General features: G+C 62.4%; 14 protein-coding genes and 2 rRNA genes. 4 read left to right on the forward strand and 12 right to left on the reverse strand.

Annotated features, from left to right (window positions below):
- Positions 1 to 3 precede the first annotated feature (3 nt).
- From ACSSVG_RS01305 to ACSSVG_RS01315, 3 genes are all read left to right on the forward strand, one after another.
- A complete protein-coding gene (locus ACSSVG_RS01305) occupies positions 4 to 1,524 on the forward strand; it encodes an MmgE/PrpD family protein (protein WP_492416889.1) in 1,521 nt (506 codons plus the stop codon).
- Positions 1,525 to 2,430 carry a methylisocitrate lyase gene (gene prpB / locus ACSSVG_RS01310; protein ID WP_492416891.1) on the forward strand — a complete coding sequence of 302 codons (906 nt, stop codon included), beginning with the start codon at positions 1,525 to 1,527 and terminating at the stop codon, positions 2,428 to 2,430.
- A gap of 77 nt (positions 2,431 to 2,507) precedes the next feature.
- Positions 2,508 to 3,647 (forward strand): bifunctional 2-methylcitrate synthase/citrate synthase, encoded by a 1,140-nt coding sequence (locus ACSSVG_RS01315; RefSeq protein ID WP_231339119.1) that lies wholly within the window; start codon positions 2,508 to 2,510, stop codon positions 3,645 to 3,647.
- A 94-nt stretch (positions 3,648 to 3,741) separates the two neighbouring features.
- On the opposite strand, the gene ACSSVG_RS01320 is transcribed toward ACSSVG_RS01315, so the two are convergent.
- Positions 3,742 to 4,239 (reverse strand): 8-oxo-dGTP diphosphatase, encoded by a 498-nt coding sequence (locus ACSSVG_RS01320; protein ID WP_492416893.1) that lies wholly within the window; start codon positions 4,237 to 4,239, stop codon positions 3,742 to 3,744.
- A gap of 56 nt (positions 4,240 to 4,295) precedes the next feature.
- Here ACSSVG_RS01320 and ACSSVG_RS01325 point away from each other — a divergent pair, with 56 nt between their 5' ends.
- Positions 4,296 to 5,066 carry a hypothetical protein gene (locus tag ACSSVG_RS01325; RefSeq protein WP_231343188.1) on the forward strand — a complete coding sequence of 257 codons (771 nt, stop codon included), beginning with the start codon at positions 4,296 to 4,298 and terminating at the stop codon, positions 5,064 to 5,066.
- A gap of 25 nt (positions 5,067 to 5,091) precedes the next feature.
- On the opposite strand, the gene xerD is transcribed toward ACSSVG_RS01325, so the two are convergent.
- From xerD to ACSSVG_RS01380, 11 genes are all read right to left on the reverse strand, one after another.
- The gene (gene xerD, locus ACSSVG_RS01330; protein ID WP_231343204.1) at positions 5,092 to 6,051 is read right to left on the reverse strand and encodes a site-specific tyrosine recombinase XerD; all 960 of its coding nucleotides are present in this window, start codon (positions 6,049 to 6,051) and stop codon (positions 5,092 to 5,094) included.
- Positions 6,052 to 6,053: 2 nt separating this feature from the next.
- Entirely contained in the window at positions 6,054 to 6,716 is a 663-nt protein-coding gene (locus ACSSVG_RS01335; protein WP_492416896.1) for an NUDIX domain-containing protein, read from the reverse strand.
- Between the two features lie 27 nt (positions 6,717 to 6,743).
- On the reverse strand, positions 6,744 to 8,489 hold the full coding sequence (pyrG, locus tag ACSSVG_RS01340) for a CTP synthase (RefSeq protein WP_231343193.1): 1,746 nt from the start codon (positions 8,487 to 8,489) through the stop codon (positions 6,744 to 6,746).
- Between the two features lie 140 nt (positions 8,490 to 8,629).
- Positions 8,630 to 10,369, reverse strand: a complete 1,740-nt coding sequence (recN, locus tag ACSSVG_RS01345; protein WP_231343196.1) for a DNA repair protein RecN — start codon at positions 10,367 to 10,369, stop codon at positions 8,630 to 8,632.
- Between the two features lie 3 nt (positions 10,370 to 10,372).
- A complete protein-coding gene (locus ACSSVG_RS01350) occupies positions 10,373 to 11,404 on the reverse strand; it encodes an NAD kinase (protein WP_231343197.1) in 1,032 nt (343 codons plus the stop codon).
- A 13-nt stretch (positions 11,405 to 11,417) separates the two neighbouring features.
- Entirely contained in the window at positions 11,418 to 12,230 is an 813-nt protein-coding gene (locus tag ACSSVG_RS01355; protein ID WP_231343198.1) for a TlyA family RNA methyltransferase, read from the reverse strand.
- Between the two features lie 3 nt (positions 12,231 to 12,233).
- A complete protein-coding gene (locus ACSSVG_RS01360; RefSeq protein ID WP_492416899.1) occupies positions 12,234 to 12,545 on the reverse strand; it encodes a hypothetical protein in 312 nt (103 codons plus the stop codon).
- 26 nt (positions 12,546 to 12,571) lie between these two features.
- Positions 12,572 to 13,558, reverse strand: coding sequence for an HAD-IIA family hydrolase (locus ACSSVG_RS01365; RefSeq protein ID WP_492416900.1), 987 nt, complete (start codon positions 13,556 to 13,558; stop codon positions 12,572 to 12,574).
- Entirely contained in the window at positions 13,551 to 15,575 is a 2,025-nt protein-coding gene (locus ACSSVG_RS01370) for a hypothetical protein (RefSeq protein ID WP_492416902.1), read from the reverse strand. Before ACSSVG_RS01370 ends, ACSSVG_RS01365 begins: the two co-directional genes overlap by 8 nt.
- Positions 15,576 to 15,923: 348 nt before the next feature.
- Positions 15,924 to 16,040, reverse strand: a 5S ribosomal RNA gene (rrf, locus tag ACSSVG_RS01375).
- 143 nt (positions 16,041 to 16,183) lie between these two features.
- Positions 16,184 to 19,328 (reverse strand): 23S ribosomal RNA (locus tag ACSSVG_RS01380).
- Between the last annotated feature and the right edge of the window lie 124 nt (positions 19,329 to 19,452).

Consider the following 19,452-nt stretch of genomic DNA (forward strand, 5'->3'; position numbering starts at 1 on the left):
ACCATGGTCAAGATCAACCACGTCCGCGTCTACAAGAGCGAAGAGAACCTCCCCCGCGAGGAGCAGTTGGCGCACAAGATCGCCGTGGTCGCCGCCGACCCCGTCGAGGTCACCCCGGAGGTCACCGACATGGTGATCAACCGGATCATCGACAACGCTTCGGTGGCCATCGCCTCGCTGAACCGGGCACCCATCGTCGCCGCCCGCGCGCAGGCCCTCACGCACGCGCCCAGTACCAACGGCAAGGGCGCCCACGTTTTCGGCATCAGCGAGCAGGTCTCCCCGGAGTGGGCTGCCTGGGCCAACGGTGTTGCCGTGCGCGAACTCGATTACCACGACACGTTCCTGGCCGCGGATTACTCCCACCCGGGCGATAACATCCCGCCGATCCTCGCCGTCGCCCAGCACGTCGGTTCCAACGGCGCGGACCTGGTCCGTGCCATCGCTACCGGCTACGAGATCCAGGTGAACCTGGTCAAGGCCATCTGCCTGCACAAGCACAAGATCGACCATGTGGCCCATCTCGGCCCGTCCGCCGCAGCCGGTATCGGCACGTTGTTGGGCCTCGATGTTGAGACGATCTTCCAGTCCGTGGGCCAGGCCCTGCACACCACCACCGCCACCCGGCAATCCCGCAAGGGCGAAATCTCCACCTGGAAAGCCCACGCCCCGGCCTTCGCAGGCAAAATGGCCGTCGAAGCCGTAGACCGCTCCATGCGCGGCCAGACCTCACCGGTGCCGATCTACGAAGGCGAAGACGGCGTGATCGCCTGGATGCTGGACGGCCCGGACGCCTCCTACGAGGTTCCCCTGCCGCTGCCCGGTGAAGCCAAGCGCGCCATCCTGGACACGTACACCAAGGAACACTCTGCCGAATACCAGGCCCAGGCGTGGATCGACCTCGCCCGCAAACTCCACCGCGAGCACCCCGAAACCACCGACCCGGCCAAGGTGAAATCCGTGCTGATCAAGACCAGCCACCACACGCACTACGTGATCGGTTCCGGCGCGAACGACCCCCAGAAGTACTCCCCCACCGCATCCCGCGAAACCCTGGACCACTCCATCCCGTACATCTTCACCGTCGCCCTGCAGGACGGCGCCTGGCACCACGTGGACTCCTACGCTCCCGAACGCGCCGCACGCCCGGACACCGTGGAACTCTGGCACAAAGTCACCACCGTGGAAGACCCGGAATGGACCCGCCGCTACCACTCGTTGGACATCGCAGAGAAAGCCTTCGGCGGCACTGTTGTCATCACGCTCACGGATGGGTCGGTTGTCACGGACGAGATCGCCGTCGCCGACGCGCACCCGCTCGGTGCCCGGCCGTTCGCCCGCGAGCAGTACGTGAACAAGTTCCGCACCCTCGCCGCCGGGTTGGTGGAGGAAGCCGAAATCGAAAGGTTCCTGGCCGCCGTCGAGCGCGTCACCGAACTGGGCGAAGGCGAACTGGACCAACTGAACATCACAGCAGCACCCGGCGTGATCGACCTCAGCAACGCACCCAAGGGACTGTTCTAAATGCTGTACTCCAAAGTCACGCCCGAACAGAAACGGCTCAAGCTGCGGGAACTGCTGGCCTCCGGGACCCTGCAGCAGTTCCCTGGTGCGTTCAACCCGCTCTCAGCACGGCTGATCGAGGAAAAGGGCTTCGCCGGCGTGTACATCTCCGGCGCCGTCCTGGCCAACGACCTCGGGCTGCCGGACATCGGCCTGACCACCCTGACCGAGGTAGCCACCCGGGCCGGACAGATCGCCCGCATGACGGACCTGCCCTCCTTGGTGGACGCCGACACAGGCTTCGGCGAACCCATGAACGTAGCCCGCACCATCCAGGAACTCGAAAACGCGGGCCTGGCCGGCTGCCACATTGAGGACCAGTTCAACCCCAAGCGCTGCGGGCACCTGGACGGCAAGAACGTCGTCGACATCGACACCGCCACCAAACGCATCCGCGCCGCAGCAGACGCACGCCGCGACCCGAACTTCCTCATCATGGCCCGCACAGACATCCGCGCCGTCGAAGGAATCCAGGCCGCACAGGGCCGCGCCAAAGCACTGGTGGATGCCGGCGCCGACGCCATCTTCCCCGAAGCCATGCGTGATTTGAGCGAGTTCCAGGCCATCCGCGACGCAGTTGACGTGCCCATCCTGGCCAACATGACCGAGTTCGGCAAAAGCGACCTCTTCACCGTGGAGCAGCTTCAGGGCGTCGGCGTGAACATGGTCATCTACCCGGTCACCCTGCTCCGCATTGCCATGGGCGCTGCAGAGCGTACTCTGGAATCGATTAAGGCTGCGGGGACCCAGGAAGCGCAAGTGGAAAACATGCTCACGCGTGCGCGCCTCTACGAACTCGTCGACTACGAGGCATACAACCAATTCGATACCGGCGTTTTCAACTTCCAGGTTCCTGGCACTCGCTAGGACCCGGGATTCATACAGGGGAAAGCAGGCAGTCCGGGGCTTCCGGGCCGCTTGCATTATGAACGAAGGAGAGCAGCATGGCAGCTGTTGACATCAAAAAAGGCCTTGCCGGCGTCGTGGTGGATTACACCGCCGTCTCGAAGGTCAACCCGGACACCAACTCGCTGCTGTATCGCGGGTACCCGGTCCAGGAATTGGCCGCCAAATGCAGCTTCGAAGAGGTTGCCTACCTGCTGTGGAACGGCGAACTGCCTGACGAAGCCCAGCTGGCAGAATTCACTGCCCGGGAGCGTGCAGGCCGCGCCCTGGACCCCGTGGTCAAGTCGGTGGTGGATACTTTGCCCACTACGGCGCACCCCATGGACGTCTGCCGCACTGCCGCATCGGTGCTCGGTGCCCGGCACGAACTGGCCGAGGATTCCTCCCCCGAGGCAAACATGAAGAAGGCCATCGACCTCTGGGCGGCCATGCCTGCTGTCGTGGCCTATGACCAGCGCCGCCGCCGCGGCCAGGACGCGATCGAACCGCGTCAGGACCTGGACTATTCGGCGAACTTCCTGTGGATGACGTTCGGCGAAGAGCAGGTTCCCGAAGTGGTTGAGGCGTTCAACGTCTCGATGATCCTGTACGCCGAGCACTCCTTCAACGCCTCCACCTTCACTGCCCGCGTGGTCACGTCCACATTGTCAGACCTGCACTCAGCGGTCACCGCAGCAATCGGCGCCCTCAAGGGTCCGCTGCATGGCGGTGCCAACGAGGCCGTGATGCACACGTTCGATGAGATCGGTATCCGCAGCGAAGAATCCCTCGAGGAAGCGGCCACACGGGCCCGCGCCTGGATGGAGGACGCCCTGGCGCAGAAGAAGAAGGTCATGGGCTTCGGACACCGCGTCTACAAGCACGGTGATTCCCGCGTTCCCACTATGAAGGCCGCACTGGACAAGATGATCGCCCACTACGGCCGGCCTGAGCTCCTGGGGCTCTACAACGGCTTGGAGCAGGCCATGGACGAGGCAAAGGCCATCAAGCCCAACCTCGACTACCCGGCCGGCCCCACGTACCACCTCATGGGCTTCGACACCCAGACTTTCACGCCCCTGTTCGTCGCCAGCCGCATCACGGGATGGACCGCACACATCATGGAGCAGGTAGCCGCCAACTCGCTGATACGTCCTTTGAGCGAATACAACGGCCCGGAAGAGCGGCACGTGCCGTAACGCTTCTGGTACTTCAGGAGACTTACGACGGCGGGCCGGTCACCGACATGGTGACCGGCCCGCCGTCGCTGTTCCTAAGGCTCCCGGTCCACCCTTAAGGCTCCTGGTCCACCCACTCAACGGTGCTCACGTCGGCCACACTCTCGTTGTCCTCGGCCAACGCAACACGCACGGCGATCCGCTGACCCGAGATCATGGCCGGCAGCCAATGCTCGGCATCGGCCCACATGCGTTCCACCGGAAGCCGGGTAACGGGGAACCACTCAGGGGCGATCTCGTCGCTTTCGGACGGATCTCCCTCCCATGATCGAGTGAGGAACACCGTTGTGGCCATGTTCCAATCCGGCCTGGCCGGAAACACAAAGTCGACAGTGCCCGCCGGAATCAGATCCGGGGCACGGACCACTACGTTGATCTCCTCCATGACCTCCCGGCACGCCGCCTGCGAGGCGGTCTCCCCCAACTCCACGTGTCCGCCGACACCCACAATTTTGCCCCGGCCAAAACCAGTCTTCTTGGTCCCCAGCAGAACATGTTCGCCGTCCGCGCCGTCGCGGAGGAGGAAGCACAAGGTCACATGGGCTGCAGTCATGCTGCCTACCTTAACCTGATCTCCCCTGCCGCGGCCGCCATTGCTACAGTGAGCCCATGACTGAAGGTGGGGGTGACGTGCGCGCCACAGTGGCCGCCGTCGACGACGCCGCTGAGCTGCAGTCCACCGTGGGTGGTGCCGGCGACGAAGCTGCTTCTGAAACTGTTCGCAAAGCGAGGCCGGAGCGGGACACGTGGCTGCCCCGATGGCTGGTGGCGCACCCGCTCTACGCAGGCTGGGCCTGGACGGTCGTATGGTCCGGACTCATCGTGTTGGACGAAGTGGTGGACCTCGCCGGATGGAGCTGGTACCTGTTGGTCCTTCTGGCTGCCTTGCCTACCTTGGTCTCGACGCTGGTGGTCCTGCATGCCACGCCCCGGAGCCACCTCAGGGCTGTGGACGCAACGGTACTGGGTCATTTCTTCGTGCGGTTCCTGGCGCTCGTTGCTGCGTTCATGGTGTGGGCCGCCTCCGTGGTGATGAGCGCCTCCATCTCCACAACGGTCCAGTCCTTGATAGGCGACTCCGAAAAGGAAGTCACGGCCCTCGGCTTCAATATCATGCTGGCCGCGGTTCCACTGGTGCTTTCGATCCTTTGGATGGCGTTCATCGTGCGCTGTGCCTGGTTCCTGCGGCGGTTGCGGGGCTGGCGGCAAGTACCGGTGAAGACGAGGGTTCCCAAGAAGTTCCTCAAAGGACGCCCCGAGCTCAAGCGGGTGGTGGTGGGGCTCGCCCACCCGGGACTCTTGCTGGTGGCAGGCCTGGTGACCTCGTTGTTGGCACTGTTCGTCGACGCCCTGGAAGTGACGCTGGACGTACTCGGGTAACTGGGCGGCTGGCCGAGCGCCCTGGTTATCCGAGCGCCCTGGGGTGCGCCGCTGCATAAACCTCGCGCAGCGTATCCGCGGTGACCAACGTATAAACCTGCGTGGTGGTCACCGAGGCGTGACCCAGTAACTCCTGCACCACCCTGACATCCGCACCACCCTCAAGCAGGTGTGTCGCGAAAGAGTGCCTCAGGGTGTGCGGCGAGACGTCCTTGGTGATGTTGGCCTTTTCGGCCGCCACCTTGAGGATGGTCCAGGCGCTCTGCCTGCTGATCCGGCCACCCCGGGCGTTGAGGAACAGCGCCGGCGTGCCTTTGCCCTTGGACGCCAGCAGCGGCCTGCCACGGACGACATAGGCCCCGACGGCGCGGGCTCCGTAAGAGCCAAGGGGCACCAGCCTCTCCTTGGAACCCTTACCGAACAACCGCACGATGGCGGGATCGCCACCGGCGTCTTCGAGGGAAACGTCGTCCACGTCCAAACCGACGGCCTCGCTGATGCGGGCTCCGGTGGAGTACAGGAATTCAAGGAGTGCGCGGTCCCTGAGCCCGGTAGGCGTATCCGCGCCCGCCGCCTCCAGGATGCGCGTGACCTCGCCAACGCTGATGGCTTTTGGAAGCCGCTTGCCAGGCATGGGCGGGTGGACATCGCTGGCGGGGTCCGCCGTCGTGGTTCCTTCCAGCGCCCAGAATTTGTGAAGTCCGCGGACGGCCACAACTGTTCGTGCCGCAGAGCGCACACCCAGCACAGCGGCACCGTCGCTGCCGTCTGACAGTGCCTGAACGAAAGCGGTCACGTGATGCCGGGTAATATTGCCGGGCCGCTCCACTCCCTGTGTCGCCAGGAAATTCGAGTACCTGGCCAGGTCACGGCGGTACGCAGCCAGGGTATTCGCGGCCAGGCCGCGCTCCACACCTACATGCTGAAGGTAGTCCGTTACTGCGCGATCAATGCCGGTAGGAGTTCGCGTGGCGGCTTCGGCCATGCTCAGCGCTGGCTCGGATGGGCCGGCCACGGCGCGTTGGCAGGACGAAGGCTGGTGAATCCATCAGCTTTCGCGGCAGCAGTAGCCAAGATACCGACTACCGCCGAGGGATTGTGGAGGCGGCCCTCGAGCACAGCCCGTACCGCGTCTTCGAGGGGAACCCAATGCAACTCGATCTCCGCCTCTTCATCGGTGCGGGTGTGCCGATCCGCTTCCGGGACATCGCTGAGTCCGCGTGCCAAATAGATGCGGATGGCCTCACTGGACGAGCCCGGCGAGTTGAAGAAGTCCGCCAGGACGTTCCACGTGGCCGCGTTGAGGTCAGCTTCTTCTGCCAGCTCCCGTGCCGCGCCCACCACGAAGTCCTCGCCTTCGATATCAAGGAGGCCGGCCGGAATCTCCCAGAGGTCCATGCCCACGGGATGCCGATACTGCTTCAACAGCAGGATCTCGCCGTCCACGTTCATGGGAAGCACCGCTACGGCGCCCGGATGGTCGATGTAGTCGCGAACCAGGGTGTCAGTGTCTTCGCTGAGCTGGAACGAGTCGCTGACGACGTCCCAAATGCGGCCTTCGTAAACCTTGTTGGTAGACAAAAGACGGCGCGGGCTCGGCATATCCGAAACCTGCCTTGAAGTGCGGGGGGGTTCAGAAATGCCGGGCATCGCGCCGTCCTTCGTTAGTTCTTGCGTTTACTTGGCAGCTACCGCGCGGGCATCGGACTTGGTGTCCACGGCTACGCCTTCACGACGCTCCAGGGCAGCCTTGACCAGGCCTGCGAACAGCGGGTGCGGACGCGTCGGGCGGGAGCTGAGCTCCGGGTGCGCCTGTGTTGCCACGTAGAACGGGTGGACTTCGCGGGGAAGCTCAACGTACTCCACCAGCTTGCCATCGGGAGAGGTACCGGAGAACACCAGGCCCTTGGCAGCGATCTGCTCGCGGTACTTGTTGTTGACCTCGTAGCGGTGGCGGTGGCGTTCGCTGACCGTGGTGGTGCCGTAGGTCTCGGCAATGACCGAACCCTCGTCCAGCTTGGCTTCATACAGGCCCAGGCGCATGGTGCCGCCGAGGTCGCCCTTGCCGTCCACGATGTCCAGCTGCTCTTCCATGGTGGCAATGACCGGGTACTTGGAATCGGGCTCGAACTCGCTGGAGGAAGCACCTTCGAGGCCAACGACGTTGCGGGCGTACTCGATCACCATGCACTGCAGGCCAAGGCACAGGCCCAGGACCGGGAGCTTGGTTTCACGGGCGAACTTCAACGCGCCGAGCTTTCCCTCAAGGCCACGGATGCCGAAGCCACCGGGCACGCAAATTGCGTCTACACCGGCGAGGGCCTTGGTCGCACCTGCGAGGGTTTCGCACTCGTCCGAGGGGACCCAGCGGATCTTGACCTTGGCTTCGTTGGCGAAACCGCCGGCGCGGAGTGCCTCTGTGACCGAGAGGTAAGCGTCCGGAAGGTCGATGTACTTGCCCACCAGTGCAACCTCAACCTCATGCTTGGGGTTGTGGACGGCTTCAAGCAGCTTGTCCCACTTGCTCCAGTCAACGTCCTTGAATGGCAGGTCCAACGCACGGACGATGTAGGAATCCAGGCCCTGTGAGTGAAGGGTCTTGGGGATGTCGTAAATGCTGGGTGCGTCGGCGGCGTTAACCACGGCATCGATGTCGACGTCGCACATGCGGCCGATCTTCTCACGCATGGCGTCCGGCACTTCGCGGTCGGAGCGGATCACGATCGCTTCAGGCTGGATACCAATGGAGCGGAGCGCTGCCACGGAGTGCTGCGTCGGCTTGGTCTTCAGTTCCTGGGAAGGACCGATGTACGGGACCAGCGAGACGTGCAGGAAGAAGACGTTGTTGCGGCCAACATCCTGGCGGACCTGGCGGGCCGACTCCAGGAACGGCTGCGACTCGATGTCGCCCACCGTGCCGCCGATTTCGGTGATGATGACGTCCGGAGCGTTCTTGCCCTCGGCAGGCAGGCGCATGCGGCGCTTGATTTCATCGGTGATGTGCGGAATGACCTGGACGGTGTCTCCGAGGTATTCGCCGCGACGTTCCTTGGCGATAACGGTGGAGTAGATCTGGCCCGTCGTGACGTTGGCCGAACCTTCAAGGTTTTCATCGAGGAAGCGCTCGTAATGTCCGATGTCGAGGTCGGTTTCGGCGCCGTCATCCGTCACGAATACTTCGCCGTGCTGGAAGGGGTTCATCGTGCCCGGATCCACGTTCAGGTAGGGATCGAGCTTCTGCATAGTTACAGACAAACCGCGTGCCCGCAGCAGGTGGCCGAGGCTTGAAGCCGTCAGACCCTTACCGAGCGAGGACGCCACACCACCGGTGACGAAGATGTGTTTGGTCGTCTTGGACGAGCCCGGGAACCGGGAATTTACACGGGAATTTGATCGCTGCACCACGGAATTCGAGCTTATCATCAATTACGCCTTCCAAGCGTCTGTTCGGATTCCCCAAATGGTCAATAGTTGCTCACCACCGCATTCCAAGCAAGAGCCGGGCGGGATTAAGTATCCGGATGTGATAGTGCTCGCACTCCCCTCGGAGCCTCGTTCCAAAGCTAAGCGCGCTGTGGCAGGAGCTTCGCGTCGTCCAACAATTCCTGGGCGTGCGCCTGCGCGGACTCAGAGTCCTCTTGCCCGGCCAGCATGCGTGCCAGTTCCTTGACGCGTTCGTCATCGCTCAGCAGCTGGACGTCACTGGAGGTGAAACCTGTGGTCGTCTTCCCGTCGGCGCCCCGCACGGACGTTTTTGTCACGCGGATGTGTTGATCGGCGAAGGCAGCTACCTGGGGCAGGTGCGTTACCACCAGGACCTGGACGTGGCGGGCCAGCATGGCGAGCCGGCGTCCGATTTCGACGGCGGCACGCCCACCCACGCCTGCGTCCACCTCATCGAAGACGAACGTCGGAACAGGATCGACTGCGGCGAGCACTACCTCGATGGCCAACATGACCCTGGACAGTTCACCCCCGGAGGCTCCCTTGCCCAACGGACGTGCCGGGGCGCCTGAGTGCGGCTGGAGGAGGAAAGCGATCTCGTCGGAGCCCCACGGGCCCAGTGCGCCGCTGCCATCGACCTCGATGACCAACGTGGCGTCCGCCATCGCCAAGGCCTTCAGCTCCGCGCTCACCCGGGCTGAGAGGTCCTTGGCCGCTTTGAGGCGGGCCTTGCTGATGGCCGATGCCTGCTTGCGGAGAGTTGCCTCCGCAGAGGCCACTTCAGCATCCAGGGACTCGATCCGGCTGGAGTCATCCTGCAACTCGTCCAGGCGCGTCCTCGCAGTAGCCGCCCATTCGAGCACTTCGTCGATACTCGGGGCATATTTGCGGATCAGCTTGGCCAGGGCGGCCCGGCGTTCCTCGATTTCGGAGAGCCGCTCAGGGCCTTCGGTGTCCAAGGCGGCTTGGTAGCTTGAGAGCTCGGCCGCGATGTCGTTGAGCAGGAATCCCACCTCGGCAAGCCGGGCAGCAGCGGATCGCAGTTCTTCGTCGTGGTCGGCTACGTGTTCCAAAGTCCGTTTCGCCGCATCCACCATGGACGTTGCATCCCCTGCATCCCCGAATTCCTCGGCGATGAGGGACTCATGGGCGGCCGCTGCCGCCAACCGGAGTTCTTCCACGTTGGCCAGCTTCACTGCCTCGGCCTTCAGCGTGTCGTCCTCACCAGGCTGAGGATCCACTTCGTCAATTTCCTTCAGGGCCGCGTCCAAAGACTCAGCTTCCCGCAAGCGTTCGCGGGCTTCGCTGCGGAGCGTTTCAAGTTCTGCCTGGATGGCTTTCCAGTGGTTGTACAGTTCCTGGTACTCCCCCAGCACCTTCGCCAGGGGTGCCCCGGCAAACCTGTCCAGGGCATGCCGCTGCGCAGTGGCGCTCTTGAGACGGATCTGGTCCGACTGGCCATGGACCACCACCAGGCTCTCCCCCAGTTCGGCCAACACGCCCACAGGTGCCGCGCGCCCGCCAACGTATGCCCGGCTGCGACCATCGGCACCCACGGTGCGGGCCAGCAGGAGCTCAGCCACGCCGTCGAACTCTTCCGCTTCGCCGCCGGCCTCCTTGGCACGCTCCACAGCGCTGTGCGCGGGGTCCAGCTTCAGCACAGCTTCGGCGGATGCGGACTTGGCGCCGCTACGGACGGCGCCGGCATCCGATCGGGCACCCAGAAGAAGCCCGACGGCGGTCACCACCATGGTCTTGCCCGCGCCGGTTTCGCCGGTCACGACGCTGAGGCCAGGCCCCAGCGGCAGGGCGGCGTCCGTTATGACGCCAAGGTCACGGATTCGGAGTTCTTCAAGCATGGTTCACTTCGCATTCGTGGAGTCGGGAAGGTCACCGTCCCGGGGACCATCTACATCCCGCGGACTGGGCAACGGAGCCGGTGAAAGGGTACGGATGACGGGGATGGGACCGGTGTGGACTTCGCCGCTCCGGGGAGCCGGGCCACGCCAGCCGTGGATGGGCAGCTCGAACTTGCGGACAAGCCGGGCTGAGAACGGCGTCTTGTGTGTGCGCGCGAGCCGCACCGGAGTCGCGGAGCGCGTGACTTCAACGCGGGCACCCGGAGGGAGATCCACGGAACGCCGCCCATCGCACCAGAGGACGCCCAAGGCGTCGGTCCTGCTCATGATTTCCACGGCCAGCTTTGACCTCGGCGACACCACCAAGGGCTTGGCGAACAGCGCATGGGCACTGATGGGAACGATGACTAAGGCTTCCACCTCAGGCCATACCACTGGCCCGCCGGAAGAGAAGGCATAGGCAGTGGAACCCGTGGGGGTTGCCAGGACAACGCCATCACATCCGAAGGACGTCAACGGACGTTCATCCACTTCCGTGACGACTTCCAACATGCGTTCGCGGTTGGCCTTCTCAATGGCTGCCTCGTTCAGCGCCCACGTGTGCCAAATCTTCTGGCCCTTGACCCAGACCTGGACGTCGATGGTCATGCGCTCTTCCACCGTGTACTGACGGCTGGCAATCCACTCGACGGTCTGGGCGAGGTCGGCGCGTTCACTCTCGGCCAGGAAGCCAACGTGTCCCAGGTTCACACCCAGCAGCGGGACGTCCACTTCTCGGACCAACTCTGCGGCCCGCAGGATGGTTCCGTCGCCGCCCAGGACCATGACCAACTCCACGTCCTCCAGGTTGACGTGGTCGTTGAGAATCTCAATAGGCGTATCCAACGCACCGAAAAACCGCTCAATATCGGCGAGCTCGGACTTTTGCAGCACGGGCACCAAGCCTGACGAATGCAGTTGCGTACAGGCATCCCACGCTGCACGGAGCGATTCCTCCCGCCCTGTGTGGGCAAGGACAAGTACACGCCTGCTCATCGGGTTCTGCTTTCTAGTGGTTCGGCCAGAGTTTCTTGATCAACGCAGCAACGTCCCCGTCACGCTCTTCGATCTTAGGCAACACAGCGGACATCCTGCGCTTCATCCACAGGAAGTACTCAACATTTCCGTCCTGGCCCGGAAGCGGACTGGCCGCGAGGTCCATCAGATCCAGCCCCGCGTCCACCGCAGCCCGCGCAACCTGGGCAACGGCCCGCCGTCGTTCATTCTCGGATGAGACCACCCCGGTTCGGCTCAGCCGCTCCTTGCCCACTTCGAACTGCGGCTTGACCATCAGGACAAGGTCGCCGCCGGGTTCAGTGCAGTAAGCCAGCGGCGCCACCACGAGGGTCAAAGAAATGAAGGACAGATCAGCAACCGTCAGCTGCGCCGGACCACCAATCTGCTCGGGAGTCATGTACCTGACGTTAAGGCCCTCGTGGACGTCCACACGGACGTCATCACGGAGGTGCGGCACCAACTGGCCGTGCCCGACGTCCACCGCCACCACACTTGCCGCTCCCTGCCGGAGCAGGACATCGGTAAAGCCACCTGTGGAGGCACCGGCGTCGAGGCACCGCTTTCCGGAAACCACGACGGCGGGAAACGCCTTCAGCGCGCCGTCCAGCTTGTGCCCGGCGCGGCTGACGTAGATGTCCTCCAGATGGGCTTCCACGTCCAATTCAGTGTCAGCATTTACTTGGATGGAGGCCTTCGCGAGGACAGTTCCTGCCGAACTGACCTTTCCGTCGCTGATGAGCTTTGCGGCATGGGTACGGGACCTCGCCAGCCCACGGGTGACGAGTTCCTGATCGAGACGTGCCATGCCTTAGCTGTCGCCTTCCGGGCGGGGGATGCTTTTGGGGGACGCCGGAAGTCCGGGCTCGGCGTCCAGGGCCTCCAGCAGGGAGTCATGAATTCCTGAGTAAAGGTCACCGTGGTCTGCCACAGGAGTCGCTGGCACAAGGCCCAAGAGCCCCAAGGCCTTGTCCACCAGCGGGTCTCCCGTGGGAGTCGCGGCGTCCGGCCATTGAACCTCGGGGCGTTCCGGTTCGGGGCTGTCAAGCATGTGGCCTTCCGGGCCCTCTTGGCCGCTGAGGCTTTCCGGTTCCGGTTCCGGAAGGTTGTTGGGCTCGGTCATCGCACCAGTCTAGTGAGTTTGCCAGTCTACTGAGTTTGCCAGTCCAGCTGCGGCGCCTGAGCTACGGCCGTGGTGGGAACTGCCGCCCACCAGGCCGCGCAGGCCGCGCGCCAAGCGTCAAGGTCGTCCTCGTCACCGGTTACCGTGACTGTGCCATCCCCGGCAACCGCTGAGGCCGCACCGCAACGGAACGTTCCGCCGTCGCTGACGACCTCGGGGTAGGGCGCGTAAAGGCCCCCAAGGTCCGCGAGGAGATAGTCGGGACGTTCGTCGGTCCGCGCCGCCAGAATGGTGCGGGTGGTGTCCACGCCGGTGAGGACGGCCGCCGTCGCAAATCCAGCGCGGTTACCGCCCAGGATGTCGGTGTCGAGGCGGTCTCCGACCACCAGGGGCCGGGTGGAGTTGAGCCGCTTTGCGGCGGCATGGAACAGCGGAGCCTCCGGCTTACCTGCCACCAAGGGGGTCTTTCCCGTGGCCGCTGCCACCGCGGCCACCAGCGTGCCATTCCCCGGCGCCATACCGCGGGCCTGCGGAATGGACATGTCCGTGTTGGTGGCAAACCACATGGCTCCCCCGGCCACCACATACGATGCCTCCGCGAGATCCTTCCAACCAATTTCCGGATTGAAGCCCTGGACTACGGCCACAGGGGACTCGGCAGCACTGTGAACCGGCTTAAGGCCAACCAATTCGATCTCATGGGCCAAGGCCGCGCTGCCCGTGATGAGCACATGCGCCCCCGCAGGCAGCATGGAAGCCAGAAGCTCCCCTGCTGCCTGGGAGGAACTGACCACCTGATGGTCCTCCGCCGGCGCACCCAACTCACGCAGGTGCGCCGCGACCTGGGCCGGTGTCCGGGAGGCATTGTTAGTCACATAACCCAGGCCAACGCCCACGGCTTCGAGACGCTGCAATGACTCCACGGCCCCAGGGATGGCATGCGGTCCTGCATAAACCACACCATCCAGGTCTGAAAGGACAGCATCAAAGGATGAGATCAGTGAATCAGCCATGCTGGGAGTCGTTGCCCTCGTTCTCGGTGTCTTCTTCCTTGGCTGCTTCCTCAGCTTCTTCCTCAGCTGAGTCGATGTCCGACTCCGCGTCATCCGACTCGAAGTAGTCCGACTCGGCGTCGTCAAGTTCAACCTCATCGTGCTCAACGTCGGCCGCCGCGGCTTCCGCGATGACCGTTTCCGTTTCAGGCTTTACGACGTCGGCCTCCGGGGCCCGCTTTTCGAAGCGCGGCTTACGCGCAGCTGCTTCTTCCTGCTCGTCCCAGCCAAGGTCGAGGATCTCCGGCTCAGCGAAGTCGCCAACGCCCAAGGCATTCTCTGCCACGAGCGCCTGGCGGGCCCACTTGTCCGCTTCCTCGGTACGACCCACCGCGCTGAGGGCTTCAGCGTAGGCGCGGAACAAACGCGGGCTGTAGGAGAAGGCCCGGTTGATGTCCAGCTGGGGGATCTCCAATTCGGTGACAGCAGCATCAAACTGCTTGAGATCTGTGCGGGCACCGGAAGCGACCATGGCGAGCTCCACCTTGCCCGGAGCATCAAGGTCCTGGGCTTCAGGAGAACGAACCATATCCAGTGCACGGTCCGGACGTCCGAGGCCACGCTCGCAGTCAGCCATCACAGGCAAGTGCACGTTGGAGCCACTGATGCGGCGGTACGTACGGAACTCACGCAGCGCCTCGCCATAGTGGCCCGCGGCGTAGGCCGTCAGGCCCACCGCTTCACGAACAACCGAAAGGCGCCCGCCGCGACGGCTTGCGGCCAATGCGTGCTGGAAGGCCAGCTCGGGCTCAATGTCGATCAAGCGGCCGGCCATCACAAGGTGCTTGGCCACCCAGCCTGCGCTCTGCTCCTCGAGGGTCTTGATCTGGTGACCCGTGGCACGATCTAGTTCCTTGCCCGTAACGTCCTCGTCAATCTCGGGAGAGCGTTCGCGGTCGGGACGGTTGGAGCTGCGGATGTCCTTGGCGTTCGGAACGCGGGCCGGACGGTCTTCCCAGGAGTTGCCGCGGTCGTTACGGTCGCGGTCGCCGCCGAAGGAGCGACGTTCGCCGTCCCGGGCCGGACGGTCATTGCGGTCACCGAAGGGCTTACGGTCGCCGCGGTCATTGTTGAACGGGCGGCGATCATCGCCATCACGACGGGGACCATCGAAGTTCCGCGGACCACGTTCGGGACGGTCGCCAAACGGCTTGCGATCACCGCGGTCATTGTTGAACGGGCGGCGTTCGCCATCGCGGGCAGGACGGTCATTGCGGTCACCGAAGGGCTTACGGTCGCGGTCGCCGCCGAAGGAGCGGCGTTCGCCGTCCCGGGCCGGACGGTCATTGCGGTCACCGAAGGGCTTACGATCACCACGGTCATTGTTGAACGGCCGGCGATCATCGCCATCACGACGGGGACCATCGAAGTTCCGCGGACCACGTTCGGGACGATCACCAAACGGCTTGCGATCACCGCGGTCATTGTTGAACGGGCGGCGTTCGCCATCGCGGGCCGGACGGTCATTGCGGTCACCGAAGGGCTTACGATCACGGTCGCCGCCGAAGGAGCGACGTTCGCCGTCCCGGGCCGGACGATCGCTGCGGTCACCGAAGGGCTTACGATCACCACGGTCATTGCTGAACGGACGGCGTTCGCCGTCCCGGGCCGGACGATCACCGAAGGGCTTACGATCACCGCGGTCATTGTTGAACGGGCGACGTTCGCCGTCCCGGGCCGGACGATCGCTGCGGTCACCGAAGGGCTTACGATCACCACGGTCATTGCTGAAGGAGCCGCGTTCGCCATCACGGGCCGGACGATCACCGAACGGCTTACGATCACCACGGTCATTGCTGAACGAGCGACGCTCGCCATCACGGGCCGGACGATCATTGCCGTCCCGGTTCTCCCTGGAACGGAACCCACGGGGATCGCCGCCTGAGTTGTTGTTGGGGCGGTACGAACCGCGATCATCCCGGTTCCCGCCGAAGTTTCCGCGATTACCGCCGCGATTGCCGCCGTTGTGCTCAGCCATGGTGGATTCCTCCTGTTGCGAGCCGACCACTGGCGCGTGCGTAGTCGCTCATAACCCTTATTTCGTTGTCACGCCGCCGGCAGCGCTCAGCTACCGACTCGTATGTCTTATGCAATTCTATTCGACGCGACCACGGCCGCCGAACGTAAGGGGGCTCTTAGAGGTGCCCCGTGGCAAGTCTCACAGGCCCCCTTGCACTCGCGGTTGCTCCTGGTTGGTCACCTCGTACCGGGTGTCTACTCTGCTGGTTAAATTCACGAAGCCATGTAGTGGACGCTGTGTTGGGGTGTGTTGGTGGTTAAATGTGAAGAGCCCCGACCGTCGTGGTCGGGGCTCTTCTTAATGGTTGTCCGGCGGTGTCCTACTCTCCCACACCCTCCCGGGTGCAGTACCATCGGCGCTGTGGGTCTTAGCTTCCGGGTTCGGAATGGGACCGGGCGTTTCCCCCACGCTATGACCGCCGTAACTTTGTTACCCGTCCGTACCCCGGGTGGGGTGGGTGGGAAGTGTGGTTACAACTGTGGTGTTGTTATTTTGTTGTGTTTTTGTTCCTGGAACAAGCGGGTTGTTGTTCGGGAACCACATAGTGGACGCGTGCAGTGTGTTGTGTGGTGTAAGTTGTTGGCCTATTAGTACCGGTCAGCTTCACGAGTCTTTAGTCCTCGCTTCCACATCCGGCCTATCAACCCAGTGGTCTGGCTGGGGGCCTCTCACACATAAATGTGTATGGAAATCTCATCTTGAAGCGAGCTTCCCGCTTAGATGCTTTCAGCGGTTATCCCATCCGAACGTAGCTAATCAGCGATGCACTTGGCAGTACAACTGACACACCAGAGGTTCGTCCGTCCCGGTCCTCTCGTACTAAGGACAGCCCTTCTCAAATTTCCTGCGCGCGCAGCGGATAGGGACCGAACTGTCTCACGACGTTCTAAACCCAGCTCGCGTACCGCTTTAATGGGCGAACAGCCCAACCCTTGGGACCTACTCCAGCCCCAGGATGCGACGAGCCGACATCGAGGTGCCAAACCATGCCGTCGATATGGACTCTTGGGCAAGATCAGCCTGTTATCCCCGAGGTACCTTTTATCCGTTGAGCGACGGCCATTCCACAATGTACCGCCGGATCACTAGTCCCGACTTTCGTCCCTGCTTGAGATGTCTCTCTCACAGTCAAGCTCCCTTGTGCACTTACACTCGACACCTGATTGCCAACCAGGCTGAGGGAACCTTTGGGCGCCTCCGTTACTTTTTAGGAGGCAACCGCCCCAGTTAAACTACCCATCAGGCACTGTCCCTGACCCGGATCACGGGCCGAAGTTAGATGTCCAAAGTGACCAGAGTGGTATTTCAACGATGACTCCACCCGAACTGGCGTCCGGGTTTCAACGTCTCCCACCTATCCTACACAAGCCACTCCGAACACCAATACCAAACTATAGTAAAGGTCTCGGGGTCTTTCCGTCCTGCTGCGCGTAACGAGCATCTTTACTCGTACTGCAATTTCGCCGAGTTTATGGTTGAGACAGCGGGGAAGTCGTTACTCCATTCGTGCAGGTCGGAACTTACCCGACAAGGAATTTCGCTACCTTAGGATGGTTATAGTTACCACCGCCGTTTACTGGGGCTTAAATTCTCAGCTTCGCCACAAGTGGCTAACCGGTCCTCTTAACCTTCCAGCACCGGGCAGGAGTCAGTCCGTATACATCGTCTTGCGACTTCGCACGGACCTGTGTTTTTAGTAAACAGTCGCTTCCCCCTGGTCTCTGCGGCCCACACCCGCTCACGGAGAGCAAGTCTCCATCACGGGGCAGGCCCCCCTTCTCCCGAAGTTACGGGGGCATTTTGCCGAGTTCCTTAACCATAATTCTCTCGATCGCCTTGGTATTCTCTACCTGATCACCTGTGTCGGTTTGGGGTACGGGCGGCTAAAACCTCGCGTCGATGCTTTTCTTGGCAGCATAGGATCACCGGATCCCCCCAAACGGGAGTCCCATCAGATCTCAGGATTGTGCTCGAAACACACAGGAACGGATTTGCCTATCCCTGACCCTACATCCTTAGACCGGGGCAACCATCGCCCGGCCCGGCTACCTTCCTGCGTCACACCTGTTAATACGCTTACCTCCCGGGATCAGGTCCCGCGCTCGGCCAAAACCCACAACACCACAAGGGTGAGCGGGCAGGCTCCGGGCGGTTAGTATCCCCCGCTTGGCATGGGCGGTTTTTCGCCGGTACGGGAATATCAACCCGTTGTCCATCGACTACGCCTGTCGGCCTCGCCTTAGGTCCCGACTTACCCAGGGCAGATTAGCTTGACCCTGGAACCCTTGATCATTCGGCGGACGGGTTTCTCACCCGTCTTTCGCTACTCATGCCTGCATTCTCACTCGTGTAGGCTCCACCGCTGGTTTCCACCGCGACTTCACTGCCCACACGACGCTCCCCTACCACTCCACACCCCTGAACCACGAAGGCTAGGGCAATGTGTGAAATCCACAACTTCGGCGGTGTACTTGAGCCCCGCTACATTGTCGGCGCGGAATCACTTGACCAGTGAGCTATTACGCACTCTTTCAAGGATGGCTGCTTCTAAGCCAACCTCCTGGTTGTCTTCGCAACTCCACATCCTTTCCCACTTAGCACACGCTTAGGGGCCTTAGTTGGTGGTCTGGGCTGTTTCCCTCTCGACTATGAAGCTTATCCCCCACAGTCTCACTGCTGCGCTCTCACTTACCGGCATTCGGAGTTTGGCTGACGTCAGTAACCTTGTAGGGCCCATCGGCCATCCAGTAGCTCTACCTCCGGCAAGAAACACGCAACGCTGCACCTAAATGCATTTCGGGGAGAACCAGCTATCACGGAGTTTGATTGGCCTTTCACCCCTACCCACAGCTCATCCCCTCCATTTTCAACTGAAGTGGGTTCGGTCCTCCACGACGTCTTACCGTCGCTTCAACCTGGCCATGGGTAGATCACTCCGCTTCGGGTCTAGATCACGCCACTACACTCGCCCTATTCAGACTCGCTTTCGCTACGGCTACCCCACACGGGTTAACCTCGCGACGTAACACTAACTCGCAGGCTCATTCTTCAAAAGGCACGCCGTCACCAGAATCAGACTGGCTCCGACGGATTGTAAGCACACGGTTTCAGGTACTGTTTCACTCCCCTCCCGGGGTACTTTTCACCTTTCCCTCACGGTACTGGTCCGCTATCGGTCATTAGGAAGTATTTAGGCTTATCAGGTGGTCCTGACAGATTCGCACGGGATTTCTCGGGCCCCGTGCTACTTGGGATCCTCTCCAGGCGGCACACAACATTACGGTTACGGGGCTCACACCCTCTCTGGCCGGCCTTTCAAGACCGTTCACCTATGCTCATGCTCTCACCCCATTGGTCCGGCAGAACCAAAACGGAAAGTCCCACAACCCCGCCCATGCAACGCCCGCCGGCTATCACACATGGAACGGTTTAGCCTCATCCGCGTTCGCTCGCCACTACTAACGGAATCACTCTTGTTTTCTCTTCCTGCGGGTACTGAGATGTTTCACTTCCCCGCGTTCCCCCCACGCACCCTATGTGTTCAGATGCGGGTCACACAATCACCATGACAGCGTTGTGCGGGGTTTCCCCATTCGGACATCCTGGGATCAACGCTCGGTTATCAACTCCCCCAGGCTTATCGCAGATTCCTACGTCCTTCTTCGGCTCCTAATGCCAAGGCATCCACCGTGTGCCCTTAAAAACTTGACCACACAAAGATCAAAAACTTACTCGAGAGAACCACGACCACAAGGGCCAGGTTCATTCATAAGAAATTGCTGTAAGAACACACACACCAACCCCCAAAAGGATCAGCCACGTGCGTGCTCTAGAT

It is taken from the genome of Paenarthrobacter sp. E2MeOHC11, assembly GCF_058744955.1.